Consider the following 21,355-nt stretch of genomic DNA (forward strand, 5'->3'; position numbering starts at 1 on the left):
TATTCATTTGCCATAACCTGAACGACTACCTAAAGTGCGGAGCTGACCGATACCTACAACATTCCGGAGGAAGACAATGACCGTATCCCGCTACACCGGCTGCGCCGCGCTGATCGCCACCCTTGCCGCCGCGCCCGCACTGGCCCAGAACACGTATCCGACCAAGCCTGTCCGCATCCTGACCGGCTCGCCCCCCGGCGCGCCGTCCGACATGGTGGCTCGCGTCCTGGCTCAACACTTGGGTGACAAACTCAAGCAGTCGTTCGTGGTGGAAAACCGCCCCGGCGCCAACAATGGCCTGGCTGCGTCGCAGGCTGCGCGCGCCGATGCCGACGGCTACACCTTGCTGGTGACGCCGGACACCGTCGTGACCGTCAACCCTTTGCTGTACAAGAAGATGGAATTCGATCCGCGTGCCGACCTCGTTCCGGTCGCGCGCGTCGCGAGCTTCAACCAGATGCTGGTCTGCAATTCGGCCCTCAAGATCGCCAACGTTCCCCAGCTGGTCACGCGGTCGCGCGAGAAAACACTGACCTACGCATCGGGCGGCCTCGGCTCGCCAGGCCACCTGGCCGCAGCCCTGTTCCTGTCGGGCGCAGGCATATCGATGGACCACATCCCCTACAAAGGACCGAGCCCGGCCCTCAGCGATGTGATGGGCGGGCAGGTCGATTGCGGCTTCCTGACGACACCGACCGTGCTGCCCAACATCCAGGCCGGACGCCTGACCGCGCTGGCGGTGTCCTCATCCAAGCCATCGCCCCTGGCGCCCAAGGTACCCACCCTGCCCCAAGTCGGCCTGCCCGACATCGATGCATCGTTCAGCCAGTATCTGATGACGCCCAAAGGCACGCCCGACGCGATCGTCAGTACGCTGCAGAACTCCGTGCGCGACGCGCTGGCCGACCCGGCCGTGCGTGAACGCCTGCAGGCGCTCGACCTGACGCCGGTCGAAGAAAGCGCCGCGGCCTCGCGCACCCGCCTCACGCAAGACACCGCCAAATGGTCGGCAGTCGTCAAGCGCCTGAACATCCAACCGGAATGACATGACTGTCCAGAACGTCCTCTTCATCATGTGCGACCAGCTCAGGCGCGATCACCTGGGCTGCTACGGGCATCCATATCTGCGCACACCCAACATCGACGCCCTGGCGCGGCGCGGCGTGCGCTTCGACAATGCCTTTGTGAACTCGGGCGTGTGCGGCCCGTCGCGCATGAGCTACTACACCGGCCGCTATCCCGTCACGCACGGCGCGACGTGGAACCGGGTGCCGCTGTCGGTCGGCGAACTGACGATGGGCGACTACCTTCGCGGCCGCGGCATCGACCTGGCCCTGGCCGGCAAGACTCACGTCATGCCCGACGACGAAGGCATGCGGCGCCTGCAGCTCGATGGCGGCCATGAACTCGCGCACCTGCTGACACGGGGTGGCTTCCATGAAGTCGATCGGTACGACGGCCACCATTCGCCCGGCGGCGAAAGCGGCTATCCGGCCTTCCTGCGTTCGCAAGGTTACGTGTCGGACGACCCCTGGACCGACTTCGTCATCTCGGGCATCAGCCCCGACGGCACGGTCGCCAGCGGCTGGCACATGCGCAACGTGCACCTGCCCGCGCGCGTGCGCGAAGACCACTCCGAAACGGCGTTCATGACCGACCAGGCCATGGACTACATCGCGGGCCAGGGCGACCAGCCCTGGGTGCTGCACCTGAGCTACGTCAAACCGCATTGGCCCTACATGGCGCCCGCGCCCTACCACGCGATGTACACGCCCGACCAATGCCTGCCGGTGGTGCGCAATGACGAGGAACGGATCGATGCCCACCCCGTCGTCGCCGCCTACCGCGAGCATGAAGAAAGCCAGAGCTTTTCACGCGACGACTGCCAGCGGATCGTGCGGCCCGCGTACCAGGGGCTGATTTCCCAGGTGGACACGCACCTGGGCCGGCTGTTCGACGCCATGGAACGCCAGGGGGTCCTTGACAAAACCCTGGTCATCTTCACCGCCGATCACGGCGATCTGCTGGGCGACCACTGGCTGGGCGAAAAGGAATTGTTCTACGACTGCGTGCAGCGCGTGCCGCTGATCGTGGTCGATCCGTCAGCCGCTGCCGATGGCACACGCGGCACCGCGGACGCACGCTTTGCCGAAGCCGTCGACATCCTGCCCACGATGCTCGACGCGCTGGGCATGCTGCCCCCCGCCCAACGCATCGAAGGCCGCAGCCTGCTTGGCCTGACCCGCGGCCATGCCGACACGTGGCGAGACGCGGCGTTTTCCGAGCTGGACTACAGCTTTCGCGGTGCGCGTCTGAGCCTGGGCAAGTCCGTGACCGACTGCCGGGCGTTTTCGGTACGAAACGCAAGGTGGCGCTATGTGTACTGGATCGGCGAGCCCGAGCAGCTGTACGACCTGCAGGCGGACCCCGATGAATTCGTGGACCTGGGCCGCGACCCGGCGTTCACGTCAGAGCGTGACGCGCTGCGCACGCAGTTGATGGACTGGCTGGTGCACCGCCGCCATCGCGACACCGTCAGCGATGCGTTCGTGGAAAGCCGGACCAACACGCACAAGAAGGCTGGGGTGTTTTACGGACAGTGGTAAGGGGCGTTGTCACGACAGCCCGGTCGTCCTTGGCGCGGACTTAGCCGTGGACCATGATGCGCACGACATCCTGACGCAGGTGCTGGGGATGTCGCCTGCGCATGCCGACGAGGTCATGGCCCGGCTGGCCTGACGGGGCGGCAGGCGGCCGGGCACGCTACTCGCTCCGGATCCCGAGTCCGTGTAAGTTACGGCGTGCGCCGGCTCGACCGGGCCGCGCGCCGCCATGACTGCACTCACCTCAAGGAGATCCCATGAACGAACCTCTTTTCGAAGATGGCCTGAAGACCCGCCGCGAAGTGCTGGGCTCGGAGTACGTCGACAACTCGCTCAAGAATGCCGGCGAGTTCGACATGCCCATGCAGGAGCTCGTGACCCAGTATTGCTGGGGTGACATCTGGAACCGCCCCGGCCTGGATCGCCGCACGCGCAGCCTGCTGAACCTGGCCATGTTGACGGCGCTCAATCGCCCGCATGAACTGAAGGTGCATGTGCGGGGCGCGCTGACCAATGGCGTGACCAAGGAAGAGATCACCGAGGTCTTCCTGCAGGCCGCCGTGTATTGCGGCGTGCCGGCCGGTGTCGACAGCTTCCGGACCGCCAAGGAAGTGTTCAAGGACATGGGTGTCTGAGTGCCATGGCGGACCCTTTGAACCCGGCCGCGCTGGCGGCCGCGCTTAAAGATACCCCGGGCATCCGCGGCTGCGTGGTGTGGCACGCGGGCAGCATCGTGCTGGAGCACTATCGGCATGACATTGAACCGGCGGCGCTCCAGCCCCTGAACTCGATCACCAAGAGTGTGCTGGGCGTCCTGATCGGCATTGCGCTGCACCGGGGTGAACTCCGGGACATTGACCAGACCTTGACCGAGCTGCTGCCCGAGGCCAGGACGAGCGAACGGCGCGCCTTGCCGCCGATCCGGCTGGGCCACCTGCTCACCATGACCTCCGGCTATGAGTGGGACGAGCGCAATGTCGACGCCTGCCTCTTGCACGCCTGTGACCACTTCGGCGACGGCGGTCGCCTGGGATATATCGTCGGCCGGCCGCGTGCCCACCCGCCGGGCACGCACTTCGAGTACGACTCACATGCGGCGCATCTGCTGTCGATTGTGCTGACTCGCGCCACGGGCCAGTCGACCGACGCGTATGCCCGCGACCACCTGTTTGGCCCGCTGGGCATCACGGACAGCGACTGGGAGAAGGACGAAGGCGGTGTGGCCATGGGGGGCCGTGGCCTCATGCTGTCGACGCGTGACCTGCTCAGGATCGGGCAGCTGATGCTGCAGCAGGGCGAGTGGGCAGGCCAGCGCCTGCTGCCGGCCGGCTACGTCGGCGCAAGTGTCCAGGCCCGCGCGGCCGGGGGTCCGCCGGTCGGCGATGCGGGCTACGGGTATCTGTGGTGGGTGACAGAAGAGGCGCCGGGCGACCCGACCTACTTTGCTTCTGGGTTTGGCGAGCAACTGCTGCTGGTCAACCCACGCCGGCAGCGGATCGCGGCATTCACGTCCGACAACAGCAAGGCCAGCAAGCATGTCCGCGACCTCTGGCGCGAGCATGTTCTCGGATCGGAATCAAAGCCCGACTGACTGCGTCCATCGCGGATGGCCCGCGCCAGTTGTCGCTAAATTCGCGAATACCTCAAGTTTCCGTGTATGTGCGCTCCACCTCTTCTGGTTGAGCCGAGGATGAGACCAGTCGCACCAAGTATGTAGTCCTAAGTATGAATCCAGCGGTCTCAACTAATCCAGTTTGAAAAAAGGGCTGCCGAAGCCAGCGCGTCTTTGCAAAAACACGCGCTTTTTTACACGCGACCGTGCGTTTGATGCGTCGCGGCATGACAAAGCCGCGTCGTGTCATCTCTTGTATGTAGAGCGAATCGGTAATTGGCCTGAACCAGGTTAACGCCAATGATGCCAGCCAACCCCGCTGCGTCTCTATGGTGTACGTCAAGCGGAACTTTCAGATCCCGCAGGCTAATCAGGTCCCCAAATGAATCAGCTACACAGAGTTCTCTGGAATACCGCCCGACAGCAATATGTCGTCGCGTCGGAAGTCACCCGCGGCCAAGGCAAATCCTCTTCGACATCTCGAGCCAGCGCGGCTGCCAGTGTCGGCTCCACGCACCGCGTTCTGAGGACCGCCCTGACCGGTTTGACACGAACTCTGGTGGTAGCCGGCGTGTGCGCCCCTGGATTAGTTCTCGCATCCACCTGCGCGACCGGCACGACCGCAGCGGGTGCACCAGTGGCCGGCACCTGCGCCGTGGCGCCCTACAACCCGCCCGCCAGCAACAATGGCGTTGGCAGCGCGGTGGTGAACAACGGCGAAACGGTCACCCTGCAAGGCGCGGGCACCTATGGTTCGGGCTGGACCGGCCACTCGCAAGTGCCTGCCAGCACACTGAATGTTGTGTCCGGCAACTTTGCGGCAAACGAGCTGGTGACGGGCGCGCAGACCAACGCCGTGGCGCAGCGCAATCCGGCCACGGGCACCAACGTCGTCCTGCAGACCTTCGATTCCAAGTCTTTCTTTGACCGCAACAGCAGCGACAAGGTGTACGACCAGTTCACGGATGTGAAGGGTGACCAGTACATCAATGCCTCGCTCGGCAAGGTCGACGCCACCGGCGGCACGCTGAACGTGAACCTGGGCGCAGCGCCCGCGGCTTCGCCAGCAACGAACACGATCTTCATGACGTCGAAGCAGACGTACCTGACCTCTGCCGACGGCACCGGCACGGCCAACAGCGCCGTGGTCTGGAACTCGCGCAATGCCATCAACCTTGGCATCGACCCTGGCCTGCCCACGCCTTTCGCGAACGGCAACCTGCTGGTCGAGATTCCGGTCACGACCTATGCTGGCACGGTGTCCTTCAACGGCGTGAACTACAACGTCACCAACGCGCAGCAACTGGCCGCGTACAACGACGTGCTGGTCGCCGCAGTCGCCAATGGCACGTTGACATCGCAACAGGCGTACAACGAGTCGTTCAGCAAGGCCTTCTCGACCCGTCTCGAACCGGTGGTCTACAAGACCAACACGACTGACGGCGATGTCACGCGCATTCCAAATGGCGACCGTTACGCCGTCCTGGCGCAGGGCACCCGCGGATCGGCGACCATTGCGTCGGGCGCACAGATCGACATCGAGCGTGCTTCGGGCGCAATCAAGGCGGCCAATGGCGCCACTGCGACCAACAACGGCACCTTGTCGGGCAACGTCGTGCAGCAGGTGGTCCGGGTTGAAAGTGGATCGCGATTCACCAACAGCGCCACTGGCGTGGTGTCGTCGGGCTATCTGTCGGGCGACAAGCTCAACACGGCCACGGCAACCCCCTTCTACTACACCGGCTCGGGCATCACTGCCGTCGACGCGGGTTCGACTGTCCAGAACAGCGGCGTGATCAACACCGCCGGCTTTGGCTTCCTGAACAACACATCCACCGCCATGTCGCTGGGCACCGGCGCGGCGGGCAACAACAACGGCAACATCAACGTTGGCGTGAATCCCGACTTCGTGACCACTGTCGTTGGCGTCGATGTCTACGGCGGCAGCAGCTTCACCAACGCAGCCAACGGCACCATCTATATCGGCCGCGCGGCGCAGTACTCGCTGTCCGATCCGACGGTGGACGTCAGCACCAACGCGCCGTCGTACGGCGTGCGCATCAACAACTTCGGTGACTCCGCCACCAACGCGGGCCGCATCGTTATCGGGTCCAAGTCGCAGAATGCCGTGGCGATGTACTCGACCGCGCCGCAAAGTTCGCTGCTGTTGAACACCGGCACGATCGACATCAATGGCGCGGCCGGCGGCATTCCCCTGACCAACATCGGTATCCTGGCGGACGACAACGGCGCCGCTGGCACGGGCGCCATCGCCCGCAACGCCGGCACGATCAACGTCAACGGCATCAACGGCGTGGGCATCAAGGTCAACGCCAACCCGAACGCGCAAGCCAACGCTGAGTCGACGGGCATCATCAACGTCAGCGGCAACGCCGACCCTGCCAGCGGCACCCGCAACATCGGCGTCTGGGTCGACGGCCCCGGCGCGGTCGCGAATGTCAGCGGCGCGATCAACCTGTCGGGCAAGGGCGCGATCGGCGCCTTCGCGCAGGACGGCGGCACCATCAATATCGCCGCAGGCGCGGATCCGAAATTCCTGGCCGGCTCGGACCAGATCGGCTATTTCGCATCGGGTGCAAACTCCCAGATCAACGCAGGCGCGACGGCCATGGCCGTCACCACCGATCGTTCGACCCTGTTCCGCGTGGCGGACGGCGCGAGCTACACCGGCTCGTCGGCCGGCGGCGCGCTGAACGTGACCGTGTCGGGGCAGGATGCACGCGGGGTCGTGGCCACGGGCCTCGGGACCACGCTGTCCACGGGGGCATCGACCTACACCGTGACCGGCGCAGCCGGCGCGGGCGGCGGTGCCGTGGCGATCTCGACCGAAGGCGGCGCGACCGGCACGATCGACGCCGGCACGACGATCAACCTCAATGCACCGGGCTCGATCGCCGGTGTCGTGAACGGTCAGCAACGCGACCTGACCGGCGCTGTCGTCGGCAATGTCCTGACCACGACCTTGACCAACAACGCGGCCATCCGCTCGGCAACGGCCAACACGACCGGCTTCGTCGCAAGCAACGGCGGCACCTTGAACAATACCAGCACCGTCGCGCTGACCGGACTGCGGTCGACGGGCGTGGTGGTGGGTCCGCAAGGCACCGTGCGCAACTCGGGCACCATCTCGGTTGCGAACGGCAATGGCGCACTGGTCCAGGGCGCCGCGGCCAGCCTGATCAATGACGGCACGATCCAGGCCAATGACGGCATGGCTGCCGTTCACCTGACGGGCACCGGCGCATCGGTGGCCTTTGCCGGCAACGGCCTGATCACCGCCGGCGGCACAGCCAACGGCATCCTGATCGACAGCACGGCCATCGGCGGCGCGGTGACCGGCACGGCCGGCCGCATCGTTACCAACGGTTCCGGCGCGGCACTGAACAACCAGGCCGCCGGCGCAAGCATCGACCTGACCAACACCACCGTGACCGCCAACGGCACGGGCGCCGCAGGCATTGGTTCCTTCGGTGTCAATGGCGACATCGACGTCCGGGGCGGCTCCGTCAGTGCCAATGGCGCGAACGGCATCGGCATTTACATCGGCGGCCGCGGCACGCTGAACACGACCAATACCGCCATCGCCACCACCGGCGCCGGCTCGCGCGGCGTGGTCATCGACAGCGGCGCCGTTGGCGTCATCAACGGCGGATCGATCGCCGCCAGCGGCGCAAACTCCACCGCGCTGTATGTCATGGGCCCGACCGGCTCGGCCACGATCACCGGCACCGCGTTGACCAGCACGCTGGGCGCAGGCGCGACGTCCAATGCGGGCGGCACCTTCACGCTGAATGGTTCGACCGTCAGCGGCGGCAGCAGCGCCATCGCCATCACCGACACCACCATGAGCAGCGACCTGTCCACGGTGAACGTCAATGGCGGTTCGCTGGCAGCGACGGCAGGCAGCACGATCGACGTGAACGGCGCCCGCGCCGCGATCGCAATCGCCAACAACGCCTCGTTGACATCGTCAACCGGTACGCTGCTCAACCTGCGCAACGCGTCGCGCGCCACCCTGAACGTGGACAACACCCGTCTGACCGGCAACCTGCTGGGCGATGCGACCAGCACCGGCGCGGTCACGCTGCGCAACGCCAGCGCACTGACGGGCTACGTCGACACCATGGGCCTTGCCATTGATGGAACCAGCGGCTGGAACGTCACCGCGAATTCGCGTCTGACGTCCCTGAGCAATGCCGGTGCGATCAGCTTCGTTGCACCGACCGGCCCTGCGACGGCGGCCAGCAGCTACAAGACGATCACCACCAACAGCTATGCCGGCAACAACGGCACGCTGGCGATCAACACCTTCCTGGGCGCCGACAACTCGCCGACGGACAAGGTCGTGATCGCAGGCGGCGCCGCCACGGGGACCACCGCCCTGCGCGTCAACAACACCGGCGGTCTGGGTGACAAGACGGCAGGCGACGGCATCAACGTGGTGGCAGTCACCAACGGTGGAACGACCGCCGCCAACGCGTTCCGCCTGACCGGTGGCCCGCTGCTCGCAGGCGCGTATGAATATCAGCTGTATCGCGGCGGCGCCACCAGCGCCGACAACTACTACCTGCGCTCGACGCTGGGCGACGGGTCGGACAGCTATCGTCCGGCGGTGCCTGGCTACACGCTGACCCCGTCGTTGAATCTGGACCAGGGCTTTGCCATGCTGGGCCGCCTGCACGAACGTGTGGGTGACATCGCGAGCACCGAAGTCAACCAGAAAGCCAACAAGCATGGCGTCTGGGGCCGCATCGTCGGTTCGAACCTGCGTGCCGATTCGGGCCGCTTCCGCGCCAACCAGGACACCTTCTTCGCGCAATTCGGCAAGGACTTCACCTTGTCGCAAGACCCCGAAGGCGGCAGCACGCATGCTGGTGCAACGGCCACCCTGGGCGCCGCGGACGCGCGCTTCCGCGACGAGTTCCGCAGCCTGAACTCGACGCTGGGCAATAACACCGGCAAGGTGAACACCCAGATGCAGAGCGTCGGCGGGTACTTCACCAAGTACCTCAAGGATCGCAGCTACTCGGACACGGTGGCGCAGGTCACGCACTACCGCAACAAGTACGGCGACCTCTACGGTACCGGCGCGACGCAAAACGGCTGGGGCCTGGCGCTGTCACAGGAAGTCGGCAAGCCCTTCCCGATCGCCAATGGTGGGTTCTCGATCGAACCGCAGGCTCAGCTGGTCTACCAGCACCTGAACCTGGGTGACTTCAACGACGGCATCTCGAACGTGTCGGGCACCACCGACAACGCCGTCCGCGGCCGGTTGGGCGTCCGCCTGTTCAAGCCGACCCTGGAAGACACCGCCCGCACGGGCAGCGCCACGCCGTACGTGACGGTAGACGTGCTGCATGACTTCGTGCAGGCCCGTCGCGTCACCGTCGGCGCCACCAGCATCCGCCCCGACCTGGGCCGGACCTGGGGTGAACTTGGTGTCGGCGTCAGCTCGAGCAACACTACCGGCGCGCAGTTGTACGCCGTCGCCAAGCTGCAGAAGAACATCGGCGGCGAAGAGCGCCGCGGTGTGTTCGGACAGCTGGGCTACCGCTACAGCTGGTAAGCAGGAGGGGCGTCGCGTTCCCGCCAGGGGCGCGGCGTGACAACGGGGCATTGCGGTTGATCCGCAATGCCCCGTTGTCGTTTGAGCTGGCAGATAGGCGGGATCGCGTTGGTGTGGTGGCCGACAGCCGGCCCCTGCCTGTCGGCACTCGCGATTCTCTGCGACGAGCGTCGCCGACGTTCTATCAGCCGCTGCAGAATTGCAGAACGACACGGAGCGGGCAATCTTCCTGATCAAGAACGAACCTATCGCGGCCTTCCGTCATAAGACGCTGTTGCAACTGGTCCAGGAAGGCCGCGTCGAAGATGCCATTGCCTATCTGGATTCGATCAGCGCAGGATTCTCGGGATGATCCTTTGCGACCTGCCGGCAGGTACACGCCCCCCATCATGGCACTTTCGTTATGGACTCTATGACGGCACACGCCGCGTTCCTGCGGTGCGCTCCCTTATAGACTGGCGGCATCCCGCCGGTCTTTCAAGGAAACGCCATGCTCGTCACCCAACAACCCGTGCTGCGACGCTTCTGGTACGCCGTCATGCCAGTCAGCCTGCTGGATGACGGACCCAAGCCGTTCACCTTGCTGGGCGAAAACATCGTCATCTGGAAATCGAGTACCGGCGAGCTGTCCTGTCTGAAGGACCGGTGCTGCCACCGCACCGCCAAGCTGTCGCTGGGATTCGTTGAGAACGACAACATTGTGTGCGGCTATCACGGGTGGACCTTCGATGGCGCCGGTGCGTGCGTGCGCATCCCGCAGCGTCCGGGCGAACCGATCTCTGCCAAGACCTGCGTGCCGTCCTATCGCGTGGCCGAGAAGTACGGCTATGTGTGGGTGGCGCTGGACGATCCGCTGACCGATATCCCGCACATTGCCGCGCATGACCGGCCCGGCTTCCGGCGCGTGCCCGAGTTCTACGAGCCCTGGAAAATCGGCGCGCTGCGCCTGATGGAAAACTCCTTCGACTGGGCGCACGTGGCCTATGTGCATCGCGGCACCTTCGGCAGCGAGTCGCGCCCAGAGGTCGACAGCCGCGAGGTAGTGACGAACGCCTATGGCTTCGTCACCACGACCGCCATTCCCGTGGTGGTGAGCGAAGACGCGCAGAAGGCGGTTGGCACGACGGACGCCGAAAGCGTGCGTCACATCGAAGCCACGTGGTTCATGCCCTTTGCCCGCAGCCTGGCGATCCGGTATCCGCATGGCCTGGAGCAGACGCTGATCACCTGTGCGACGCCCATCGACGACGACACCTGCATGATCTGCCAATGGGTGTATCGCAACGACACTGAAGAACAGGTCAGCGCCGCGGACGTGATTGCCTTCGACCGCGCGGTCACGGCGGAAGACAAGCTGATCCTGGAAAGCTGCGATGCGGACGTGCCCTTGTCGACGCAAGACGGCGAAGAAATGCACATGCCGTCCGACCGCCCGGGCATCGTGATGCGCCGCATGCTGGGCAAGCTGCTGAAGGAACACGGGCAGGCCGAACAGCGCCGCCAGGAAAGCAAGGTCGCCTGACGGCGAAGACCCTAAGGCGTGACCTCGATCCTTGCTTCCTTCACGACCGCCTTCCACTTGTTGAGATCATCCACCAGATAGGTCTTGAAGAACGCCCCATCGCGCACCCGCGTTTCGAAATACAGGCTGTCGAGCTTGGCCTTGACGTCGGGGGCGTTCATCGCGTCGGTCACGGCCGTCTGCAGCCGGGCAACGACGTCGGGCGGCGTGCCGGCCGGCGCCAGCAATCCGAACCACACCTCGGCATCAAAATTCTTGAAGCCGGCTTCGGCCATGGTCTGCACACGTTTGTCGCCCGAAAAGCGGGCCGACGACGCCACGGCCAGAATCTTCAACTGGCCGGATTGGGCATAGGGCATCAGGTTGCTGATCGCATTGAACATGATCGGGACCTGCCCGCTGATGCCATCGACGATGGCCAGGCTGCATCCCTTGTAGGCGATGTGCACGAGCGGAATACCAGCTTGGTTCTTGAGCATTTCGCCGGCAAGGTGCTGCGCGGTGCCGGCCCCGCACGACGAGTAGCCAAAGGTCTTGGACGGCGATGCCTTCACGATCTTGACGAGGTCGGCCACGGTGTCAGCCGGGATCGACGGGTGCACGGCCAGCGCGATCGGGATGGCGCCGAGCAGCGCGATGGGCGCGAAGTCGCGCTCGGCGTCGTACGGTACGGGCTGCGTTGCGGGATTGGTCACCAGCACGTTGTTGCCGAGCAGCAGCGTATGGCCGTCGGGCTTGGCGCGCGCGACGAACGACGCGCCAATGTTGCCGGCAGCGCCCGCCCGGTTTTCGACGATCACGGGCTTGCCCAGGGTCGCGGACAGCTTGGGCGCGATCAGCCGCGCCACCAGATCGGACGTGCCGCCCGCGGCGAACGGACTGACGATGGATATCGGACGGGTCGGGTAGTCGGTCTGGGCAAATGCCGCCGGGGACACGGCGCCGCCTGCACACAGTGCGGCGCCGAGCCAGGTCCGCAGGAAGTGGCGTACGGTCATGGGGTCTCCTGGTTGGGGTTCTTGATCTTTTTGTCAGTACACCCCCAATCATTGCCCCCTGCGCGGCCGTGGACTACCTAGGGCAAACGCGGCGTTGGCCGCTTCTGCGTCTGGAACTCGCCGAGATAGTTGCTGTTGAGCGTCGGACTCATCAGGATTTCGTTGATGCAGACGCGGGGCGGCAGGCCGCAGATGTAGCGTGTCATGTCGGCCACGTCCTGCGGCTTGAGCATGGCGGCCCGCACCTCGGCCGTGGGCGGCGGCACGCGTTTGTTGAGCAAAGGTGTGTCGATGCCCGCTGGCGAAATCGACGTTGCCCGGACACCATGAATGCACTCTTCCATGTTGATCGTTTCGGTCAGGGCAAGCACGGCGCGTTTGGTCGATGCGTACGACGGTCCCGCAAAGTACGCGGCGTAGCGTCCCGTCCAGGACGAAATGTTGACGATGACACCTTCCTTGCGTTCGCGCATGCCCTTGAGCGTTGCCTGGCAGGTGTAGAAGGTGCCCGACAGGTTCACGTCCACGGTGTTCTTCCACTCTTCCAGCGACAGGTCCTTGAAATGCCGCCGGGTGGGATTGACCCCGGCGGAATTGACCAGGATATCGACGTGTCCCAGGCGGTCATTGAGCGCGTCGGCCGCGGCGTAGATGCTGTCGGGCTGGCTGATGTCCAGGGCCAGCGCTTCGGCCTGCTCCGGGGTGCCGGTCTGTGCGGTGGCCTGGGCCAGCGCCTCGGCGTTCCTGCCGGACAGCACCACATAGGCACCCGCTCGCACCAGTTCCTGTGCAATGGCCAACCCGACCGCGCCATAGGCGCCGTGCACCCAGGCCACCTTGCCTGCCAGTTCCGTTGTCGATGTTTGCATGTCCCTTGTCTCCCCGTCTTGTCGTGATGTTCGTTGTAAGGTCACTTCCAGTACGCCTGGCGCAGCTCGCGCTTGAGCACCTTGCCCAGCGCGGACCGTGGCAGGTCGTCGCGATATTCGACGGCGGACAGCCGCTGCGTCTTGCCGACCTGCGCATTGACCCACGCCATCAACTCGTCTGCGGTCGTGGTGCTGCCCGGGACGGGAACCACCAGGGCCAGCGGCGTCTCGCCCCACTGTGCGCTGGGAATGCCGATGACGGTGGACTCCTGCACGCCGGGGTGGGCCGCAAGCACTGACTCCAGATCGGCGGCGTAGATGTTGAAGCCTCCCGAAATGATCATGTCCTTTTTGCGGTCGAGCAGGATCAGGAAGCCGTCCTCGTCGAAGCGGCCGATGTCACCGGTCCGGTGGAAGACTTTGCCGGTCTCGTCGCGCCAGTAAAAGGCTTCGGTCGCATCGGGGCGCTTGTAGTAGCCCGCCATCATGTAGGGCGAGTGGCCCACGATTTCGCCGGCTTCGCCCTGCGGCAAGACCTTGCCCGCGTCGTCGATGATGCGGACATCATGATCGGCCGCCGGCTTGCCGACCGTGCCGAGCTTGTCGGGGTAGGCATCGGCATCGAGCACGCATGAACATCCGCCTTCGGTCAGCCCATAGATCTCGCGCAACCCGCCCGGCCAGGCCTGCTGGATGCGCGCCTTCAGGCCCGCGTCCAGCGGCGCGCCGGTGCACTGCTTCAGGACGAAGGTGGACAGGTCGGTGGCGGCGAAAGCCGGGCAGTCCAGGATGCGCTGGTACTGCACCGGCACGAGCATGGTGTGGGTTGCGCCATGCCGCTGGGACAGTTCCAGGTAGGCGTCGGCCTTGAACTTGGGCATGACGACGGTGGTGCCCCCCGCGGCCAGCGTGGCCAGCATGGGTTGCAAGGTCGTGTTCGAGTAGATGGGCGTGGCCAGGATCATCACGCTCTGCGCGCCCAGTCCGAAGCTGGGGCGGCGCGCCTGCCGTGACCGCATCCCGTGCCGGTGCAGGATGCCCTTCGGTTCCCCGGTGGTGCCTGAGCTGTACACCAGGTTGAAGTCCTGGTCCGGCGTCAAGGCGGCGGATTCAGCCTCCGCGGCACGCGCGTCGCTTGACTCCATCCAGTCGTTCCACGTTCGCCAACCGGCCTGCTCGAACCCGATCGCCACAAGCCTGCCCGCAAACATCGCCTCGATCTCCGGCACGATGTCGGCCAGCACGGGGAACATGTCGGCGCTGACCACGAGCACTTTTGCATCGGCGTTGCGCAGCATGCCCAGCAAGGCGGCCGGCGTGGCGGACGTTGCCAGCGGAACCGTGCAGGCGCCGGCTGCGATCACGCCAAAGAAAGTCGACAGCGCTTCGAGCGATATCGTCGTGATGAAGGCGACCTTGTCAGCGGGTTGCACGCCCATCTCGCGGCAGGCGGCGGTGACCCGCGGCAAGGCGCCCGCCAGGGCGGCCCAGCCGAGCTCCCGGCCATCGCAGACGAATGCAGCGCGGTCGGGCGTCGTCGCGGCATGCTGCCGGATCATTGCCGGGAAGGACACGAAATCGGCTGCGTTTCCGGTTGCCGACGTCAACGAATCAGTTGTCATACACCACCATCAGGAATTCGGCCACGAGCGCCGGCCGGCTCTTGCCTTCGATTTCGATCACACATTCGGACGTGATCTTCATGCCGCCTTCCACCGGATCGGCCGCCACGATGGACTGCCGCAGGCGGATGCGCGAACCGACCTGTACCGGGCTGACGTAGCGGATCCGGTTCGATCCGTAATTCAGGCCGTGGCCCCGATGCACGATCCGATAGACGCTGCGCACCAGGAAGGGAATCAGCGACAGCGTAAAGAACCCGTGCGCGATCGTCTTGCCGTCGGGCATGTCGGTGCGCGCCCGTTCGGTATCGACGTGAATCCAGTGATCGTCACCGGTCAGCCGCGCGAAGGTGTCGATCTGGTCCTGGGTGATCTGGAACCAGTCGCTGACGCCGATCTCCTTGCCCACCCAGGCGGCCATGTCTGCGGGACGGTCGACGTCGATCATGGCGCGCTCCCGGCCGGTGCATCGCTGCGCGCGGGCACTCTGCCCAGGGTATAGAGCGTCATCACCACCTCCCCGTCCTGGTTGCGGACCTGGACGCGCGTCCGGATCATGCCGCGGTCGGGGCGCGTCCGCGACCGCGTCACTTCGACCACTTCGCGTTCGACGGTCAGGCTGTCGCCCGGACGCACGGGTTTCTGCCAGCGCAGTTCGTCGATGCCCATGCCGACCACCGGCGTCTTGCCATAACCACCCGACTGGACGAATACTCGCATCGAGAACGCCGCGATCTGCCATCCGCTGGCCACCAGGCCGCCGAAGGGGCCGTTGGCCGCGGCGACCGGGTCGGTATGCATGGGTTGGGGATCGTTGGCCTGCCCGTAGGCGATCATTTCGGCCTCGCTGATGACAGTCGGCGCGCTGGTCCAGCGTTCGCCGATCGCGAAGTCTTCAAGAAAGCGTGCGGGGCGATCACTGCTGGCGTGTAGGTCCACAAGGGTCTCCAGATACGTTGTTTTTCCCAGCATGCGCCGCCGCCCATGACCGCACAACGTTGGCGACGGCGCTTTCCGCACAGTGAAAGGCCAGGCACTTCCGGCCAGCCTCTCCAAGGGGCTGACTGTTTCACCTTGCGAAAAGTATGAAAACAGAAAGGTGCCGGCGCTTCAACTTTGAGCACACTCAAAAAAAACCACAAAACCTCAGGAGACCACCATGACCTACCAGCCATTGCGGCGCACCATCGTCTGCGCCATCGGCGCCGTGATTGCCTTTCACGGCGCTGCGCACGCGCAAGGCGACTGGCCCAACAAACCCGTTCGGATCGTCGCGTCGTTTGCCCCGGGCGGCAGTTCCGACCTGGTGGCGCGGCAGATCGCGCAACACCTCAGCACCCGCTACGGACAGCAATTCGTGGTGGAAAACCGCGCCGGCGCGGGCGGAAACATCGGCGTGGACTTCGTCACCAAGGCGGCGCCCGATGGCTACATCCTGGGCCTGGCGACCTCCGGTCCGCTTGCGAACAACAAGTGGCTGTACAAACCCATGCCCTTCGATGCCGAAAAGGATCTGACGCCCATCGCGTTGATTGGCGAAATCCCGCTCGTGATGGCTGTCAATCCTTCAGTCCAGGTAACGTCGCTCAAGGAACTGGTCGCGCTGAGCAAGACCCGAACCAATGCCATGACCGTGTCGAATCCGGGCAATGGGACCATCGGCCACCTGGCGGTGGAGTACCTGCGCATGCATACCGGCGCCAAGCTGCAGTCGGTGCCCTACAAGGGCGACGCGCCGGCCATGGCGGACGCCATGGGTGGCACCGTCGACGCCGTGACTGCCCCGGTCACGTCGCTGATTCCAAATATTCAGGCCAATCGCCTGAAGGCCCTGGCGGTCACCTCCAAGACCCGATTCGTGGGCATGCCAGACGTTCCAACCGCTGCTGAACAAGGCCTCGACCTGGAAGCGACGGTCTGGAGCGCCATGGTTGGTCCAGCCGGCCTGCCCAAAGCCATCGTCGATTCCCTGAACAAGGAGATCAACGCCTATACCCGCTCAGCCGAGGGCAAGGCCAAGCTGGCGTCATTGGGCATGGCGCCGCTGGCGGGCACCCCTGCCCAACTGAGCCAACAGATGAGCAGCGAGGCAGCGAAATGGAAGGTCGTCGTCGAGTCGGCACGCATCACTGTCGATTGAACGCGCGCGTCAGCAGGCATTCATTCACCACCGCATCGGGCACTCCACCATGGATCATTTGAAGTTCTATATCGACGGGGCCTGGGTCGACCCGGCCGTGCCGGCGACCCTGGATGTCGTCAACCCTGCCACCGAAGCCGCCTTTGCACGCATCAGCCTGGGCTCGAAGCAGGACGTGGATCGGGCAGTGGACGCGGCCCGCCGCGCCTTCGACACGTACTCGGAGACCAGCGTCGACCAGCGCCTGGACTACCTGCGCCGGATCATTGAAGGCTTTCGTGCGCGTTTGCCGGAACTGGCCCGCATGATGACGCTGGAGATGGGCGCGCCGATCACGTTCTCGACGGAACGGCAGGCCACCGTGGCGCTTTTCCATTTCGAAGAAGCCCTGCGCGTGCTGGCGGACTTTCCGTTCGAGGAAAAGATGGGCAGCGGCATCCTGCGCCGGGAACCCATCGGCGTCTGTGGCCTGATCACGCCGTGGAACTGGCCCCTGAACCAGGTCGCGTCCAAGGTCGCGCCCGCGATTGCCACCGGCTGCACCGTGGTGCTCAAGCCCAGCGAGATCGCGCCCCTGAGCGCCATGCTGTTTGCAGAAATCGTGCACGAAGCCGGGTTGCCGGCAGGCGTCTTCAACCTGGTGAACGGCGATGGGCCGACGGTGGGCGAAGCCATTGCGGCGCATCCCGGCATCGACATGGTGTCGTTTACCGGTTCGACCGGCGCCGGCGTTCGCGTCGCCAAACTGGCGGCCGACACGGTCAAACGTGTCGCGCAGGAGCTGGGCGGAAAGTCCGCGAACATCATCCTGCCCGACGTGGACATGAAAGCTGCGGTGATGGCGGGCGTGCATGCCTGCAACACCAATGCCGGCCAGAACTGCCAGTCCCCCACACGCATGCTGATTCCGCGGGAACAGCGCGACGTGGCGTATGCCGCCGCGCGCGAAGCCATTGCCTCGATCCGTCTGGGCGACCCGCTGTCGCCCGCATCCACGATGGGACCGCTGGTCAGCCAGGCGCAATACGACAAGGTGCAGGCCCTGATCCAGGCAGGGATCGACGACGGTGCCACTCTGGTGGCCGGGGGCCTGGGACGGCCCGACGGATTGGAGCATGGCTACTACGTGCGCCCCACCGTGTTCGGCGACGTGACGCCGCAGATGCGCATCGCACGTGAAGAAATCTTCGGGCCGGTTCTTTCCATCCTCTGCTACGACACCGAAGACGAAGCGGTTGCAATCGCCAACGACACGCCGTTCGGACTGGCCGGATTCGTCCAGTGCACGGATCTTCAGCGTGCCCGCAAGGTGGCCAGCCGCATCCGCGCCGGCCGGGTCTACCTGAACGGCGCGCCGTTCGATCGCAGCCTGCCCTTCGGCGGCTACAAGCAGTCAGGCAACGGGCGTGAGTTCGGCGTGTTCGGGTTCGAGGAATACCTGGAAGTCAAAGCCATCGTCGGGTACCCGATGTGACCTTGGAGACTGAAGGCGCGCACGCCCGGGCATGAGCACGATCGCTCATGCAAACGCGGCGGCAATCGCCTCCAGCTTCTTGACGACAGGGGCCAAGGCAGGCTGCGATGCTTGAACCCGGTGGGCGGCATCCACGATCTCCGACAGACGTTCCGCAATCCAGGCCTGTTCGCAGTGGGCAAGGATGGCGTCGGTCGCACGGAGCATCGTGAAGGTCATGCCTGCCGTGGTGCCCGGGTCGGTGTCCGCAATGGGCAAGGTGCACAAGTGCGCGCTCAGCGCGGCCACGCCGCCCATCAAGCGCATGGCCAGGTCGAGCGCACGGTCTGGCGGCAACGCGCCGCCAGGCAACGGAATGCTTTTCCCCCACGCGGCGGCCAGCGCCCGCAACATGAGGCCATAGGCCGCGTTCGCCAGGTCCAGGACCTGCGCCGCCGCCACCGCGCTGACGTGCACGCCGCGTGCGCCTTCGGCGGGTTTGCGCATCAGCGGATTGCGCGCGGCCGGCCACGCCGGGACAAAGGCCGCGTCCGCCCTGGATAGCGCGATCAACTCCTTGCGGATCGCAACGAACCGGTTGAAGTGCGACGTGTCGTGGTCCGACTTGCCGCCTTCGCCTTGCGTGACGATGGTATCGATGGCCTGCATGGCGTCATCCAGCGTCGCCACGGCACGCATATCCGGCATGTCCAGCTGGGTGGGTCCGATCTGGCCGGCAACGCCGCCACAGAAGAGCGTGGCTTCGCCCAATTCCTTTGCAAGGTACTGAATGCAGGCGCGCAGCCGCTCGTAGAAGTCGCCGATGGTTTCGTAATCTGTCCCGCTGGGCATCACCGACGCGGCAGGATGCGGGCCGCGATGGTATTCACCCGCAGCGTCGGCAAAGGACTTGCCATCCTGAACGTCCGACCCTTCCGGGCGTTCCAGAAAGATGAAGTGCTCGATGGTGTCGACGTTGAAGGGCGCCAGTTCCACCACGATGTTGGCCGGGTGATAGAGCGGCGAGACCGGCATGTTGGGACGGTTGAAGTGCGGCCTGCCACCGACCGCCACCGTCAGGTTGGCGACCAGCGCAAGATGCACCATCTCTTCCATCGCGACCTGCATGATGGAGGCGCGCCAACCGTCTACCGTGTCGGCCTGGGCATCGGTCACGCCCGGCTGCCCTCGACGCTTCATGCTGAACACGGCGTACAGGTAGCAGCACAACAGGTTGTGTTCAAGCTCTGCCGCTTCAGCCAGCAGATGCAGCAGTTGCTCGCGGGAGGTCTGCCGTTGTTCGGCAGCGCCCGGTTTGGTTGACACGTTCATCTATTTGCCCATGACCCGGCAGGACCGCCGACTGGACAAAGTCTACCGGCATCCTCACGGAACATTGCGCAATGCAACACGCCGGATGCGTCATGGATGTGTACCTGTTGTATCGGTGTACTTCAGTGCGACTCCGATACCTGTCAGCCGCTGCCTAGCGCATGCAGTCGGCGTTGCGCGGATCCTTGAGCGAGCGGCGCGCGTAATACTCGAAGGCAATGGTATTGCGCTTGGGGCGCAGTACCCAATCGTGCGCCTCGCGGCCCAGCGCGGGGTCGATCGGCTGGATCTCGCCCACATTCATGGCCAGCAACTGCATGCGCGCGGCGCGCTCGAAAGCGATTGCCAGCACGCAGGCTTCTTCCACGGTTGAGCCAGCAATGAGCAGGCCGTGGTGCGACAACAGCAAGGCATGCTTGTCGCCCAACGCGGCGGAAATGAACTCGCCTTCTTCGTTGCCCACTGGAATGCCGGGCCACTTGCCAACGAATGCGACGTCGTCATACAGCACGCAGTTGTCCATGTGGGAGATGACCAGTGGCTGCTCGAGCATGCCCAGCGCGGCGGCATAGACCGCGTGCGTGTGGATGATGCAATTGACGTCGGGCCGGGCGCGATACACCCACGAATGGAAACGGTTCGCGGGATTGGGAATGCCGTCGCCTTCCAGCACGTTCAGGTCTTCGTCGACCAGCAACAGATTGCTGTCCGCAATCTCATCGAAGCCCAAGCCAAGCTGCTGCGTGAAGAATTGGCCCGGCGTACCGGTGCGCGCGGTGATCTGCCCGGCCAGCCCCGAGTCGTGACCGTTGTCGAACAGGATGCGGCACGTCAGCGCCAGCTTTTGCCGCAGCGAGAAGCGGCTGTCCTGGAACTGCTGGTTGAGTTGGTCAGTGGACTCGGCCACCAGCGTCGCCTTGTCGAGCTCGAAGGTATCGGTTCGGTTCATGATGTCCCTAAGGTTGTTCTTGTGTGGAAAGATTGCGCTCGGGCTGGCCCGGAAACAGCGCCTGATAGCCGGGCAGGTGTTCCATTCGTTCCAGCCAGTCCCGGATTGCCGGATAGTCGGTCAGTGCGATGCCGCCCATGGGCGCCATGCAGGTGTAGGGGTAGAGGGCGACGTCGGCAATGCTCGGGTGGTCGGGCGTCGCCACCCAGGCATTCCTGCCCTGGCGCGCCAGCTGACTGTCGAGCACGCCAAGGGCGGCACGCGCCGCCCCGGCATGCGCGACGCAGGTTGCGCCCTGCGGATCGCCACCCGGATGCAAGGCCAGCCGCAGCCGTAATTGTGCCAGCGGTTTCATGTGGCGATCCTGCTCGAACGACAGCCAGGTCAGCACCGACGATTGCGCGGCCAGGGCATCGGGCCACCACCGGCTGCCCTGCGCCAGATAGTGGAGGATCGCAAGCGATTCGGCCAGGTGCGAGCCGTCGGGCAATTGCAGCACCGGCACATGGCCGAGCGGCGCCACCGCCAGGAAGGACGGCGTAGCCAGATCGCCACGATCGATCGACAGCGTGCGGCGGTCGAGCGGCACGCCAAGCAGGCTTGCCATCAGCCTGACCTTCCACGCGTTGCCTGAACGCAGGGTGTCATAGAGCAGCATGGTGATCGCT

17 protein-coding genes are annotated in these 21,355 nt (G+C 65.0%); 9 read left to right on the plus strand and 8 right to left on the minus strand.

Annotated features, from left to right (window positions below):
- Positions 1-76: 76 nt before the first annotated feature.
- The 7 genes from IE116_RS10960 (at position 77) to IE116_RS10990 (ending at position 11,324) form a co-directional block, all read left to right on the plus strand.
- Positions 77-1,045 (plus strand): Bug family tripartite tricarboxylate transporter substrate binding protein, encoded by a 969-nt coding sequence (locus tag IE116_RS10960; protein WP_189612374.1) that lies wholly within the window; start codon positions 77-79, stop codon positions 1,043-1,045.
- Between the two features lies 1 nt (position 1,046).
- A complete protein-coding gene (locus IE116_RS10965; RefSeq protein WP_189612376.1) occupies positions 1,047-2,606 on the plus strand; it encodes a sulfatase-like hydrolase/transferase in 1,560 nt (519 codons plus the stop codon).
- Positions 2,607-2,860: 254 nt separating this feature from the next.
- Positions 2,861-3,238 carry a carboxymuconolactone decarboxylase family protein gene (locus IE116_RS10970; RefSeq protein WP_179585178.1) on the plus strand — a complete coding sequence of 126 codons (378 nt, stop codon included), beginning with the start codon at positions 2,861-2,863 and terminating at the stop codon, positions 3,236-3,238.
- Positions 3,239-3,243: 5 nt separating this feature from the next.
- Entirely contained in the window at positions 3,244-4,194 is a 951-nt protein-coding gene (locus tag IE116_RS10975; RefSeq protein ID WP_189612379.1) for a serine hydrolase domain-containing protein, read from the plus strand.
- A 403-nt stretch (positions 4,195-4,597) separates the two neighbouring features.
- Entirely contained in the window at positions 4,598-9,802 is a 5,205-nt protein-coding gene (locus IE116_RS10980; protein WP_189612381.1) for an autotransporter outer membrane beta-barrel domain-containing protein, read from the plus strand.
- A gap of 199 nt (positions 9,803-10,001) precedes the next feature.
- On the plus strand, positions 10,002-10,154 hold the full coding sequence (locus IE116_RS10985; protein WP_229828100.1) for a hypothetical protein: 153 nt from the start codon (positions 10,002-10,004) through the stop codon (positions 10,152-10,154).
- A 138-nt stretch (positions 10,155-10,292) separates the two neighbouring features.
- Positions 10,293-11,324, plus strand: a complete 1,032-nt coding sequence (locus IE116_RS10990; protein ID WP_189612383.1) for an aromatic ring-hydroxylating dioxygenase subunit alpha — start codon at positions 10,293-10,295, stop codon at positions 11,322-11,324.
- Positions 11,325-11,335: 11 nt separating this feature from the next.
- Here IE116_RS10990 and IE116_RS10995 read toward each other — a convergent pair whose 3' ends face one another.
- The 5 genes from IE116_RS10995 to IE116_RS11015 all read right to left on the minus strand — a co-directional run bounded on the left by IE116_RS10995 (position 11,336) and on the right by IE116_RS11015 (position 15,752).
- Positions 11,336-12,322: a Bug family tripartite tricarboxylate transporter substrate binding protein gene (locus IE116_RS10995; protein ID WP_189612385.1), complete on the minus strand. Its 987-nt coding sequence runs from the start codon at positions 12,320-12,322 to the stop codon at positions 11,336-11,338.
- Positions 12,323-12,399: 77 nt separating this feature from the next.
- Complete coding sequence (locus IE116_RS11000) at positions 12,400-13,191, minus strand: SDR family oxidoreductase (protein WP_189612387.1); 792 nt, start codon at positions 13,189-13,191, stop codon at positions 12,400-12,402.
- Between the two features lie 41 nt (positions 13,192-13,232).
- Positions 13,233-14,813, minus strand: coding sequence for a class I adenylate-forming enzyme family protein (locus IE116_RS11005; RefSeq protein WP_189612389.1), 1,581 nt, complete (start codon positions 14,811-14,813; stop codon positions 13,233-13,235).
- A complete protein-coding gene (locus tag IE116_RS11010) occupies positions 14,803-15,261 on the minus strand; it encodes a MaoC family dehydratase (RefSeq protein ID WP_189612391.1) in 459 nt (152 codons plus the stop codon). The genes IE116_RS11005 and IE116_RS11010 overlap by 11 nt, the downstream gene beginning before the upstream one ends.
- Positions 15,258-15,752 carry a MaoC family dehydratase gene (locus IE116_RS11015; RefSeq protein WP_229828101.1) on the minus strand — a complete coding sequence of 165 codons (495 nt, stop codon included), beginning with the start codon at positions 15,750-15,752 and terminating at the stop codon, positions 15,258-15,260. The genes IE116_RS11010 and IE116_RS11015 overlap by 4 nt, the downstream gene beginning before the upstream one ends.
- 220 nt (positions 15,753-15,972) lie before the next feature.
- Between IE116_RS11015 and IE116_RS11020 the strand changes: the two genes are divergently transcribed.
- Together IE116_RS11020 and IE116_RS11025 are read left to right on the plus strand one after the other, a co-directional pair.
- The gene (locus tag IE116_RS11020; RefSeq protein ID WP_189612395.1) at positions 15,973-16,953 is read left to right on the plus strand and encodes a Bug family tripartite tricarboxylate transporter substrate binding protein; all 981 of its coding nucleotides are present in this window, start codon (positions 15,973-15,975) and stop codon (positions 16,951-16,953) included.
- A 49-nt stretch (positions 16,954-17,002) separates the two neighbouring features.
- On the plus strand, positions 17,003-18,427 hold the full coding sequence (locus IE116_RS11025; protein WP_189612397.1) for an aldehyde dehydrogenase family protein: 1,425 nt from the start codon (positions 17,003-17,005) through the stop codon (positions 18,425-18,427).
- A 45-nt stretch (positions 18,428-18,472) separates the two neighbouring features.
- Here the strand turns inward: IE116_RS11025 and IE116_RS11030 are convergent, their stop codons facing one another.
- The 3 genes from IE116_RS11030 to IE116_RS11040 form a co-directional block, all read right to left on the minus strand.
- Positions 18,473-19,738, minus strand: a complete 1,266-nt coding sequence (locus tag IE116_RS11030; RefSeq protein WP_189612399.1) for a ferritin-like domain-containing protein — start codon at positions 19,736-19,738, stop codon at positions 18,473-18,475.
- 154 nt (positions 19,739-19,892) lie between these two features.
- Positions 19,893-20,687, minus strand: coding sequence for an aldolase (locus IE116_RS11035; protein ID WP_189612401.1), 795 nt, complete (start codon positions 20,685-20,687; stop codon positions 19,893-19,895).
- Positions 20,688-20,694: 7 nt separating this feature from the next.
- Entirely contained in the window at positions 20,695-21,345 is a 651-nt protein-coding gene (locus tag IE116_RS11040) for a glutathione S-transferase family protein (RefSeq protein ID WP_189612403.1), read from the minus strand.
- Between the last annotated feature and the right edge of the window lie 10 nt (positions 21,346-21,355).

This window comes from Pigmentiphaga litoralis (genome assembly GCF_014651835.1).
Lineage (GTDB): Bacteria > Pseudomonadota > Gammaproteobacteria > Burkholderiales > Burkholderiaceae_B > Pigmentiphaga > Pigmentiphaga litoralis.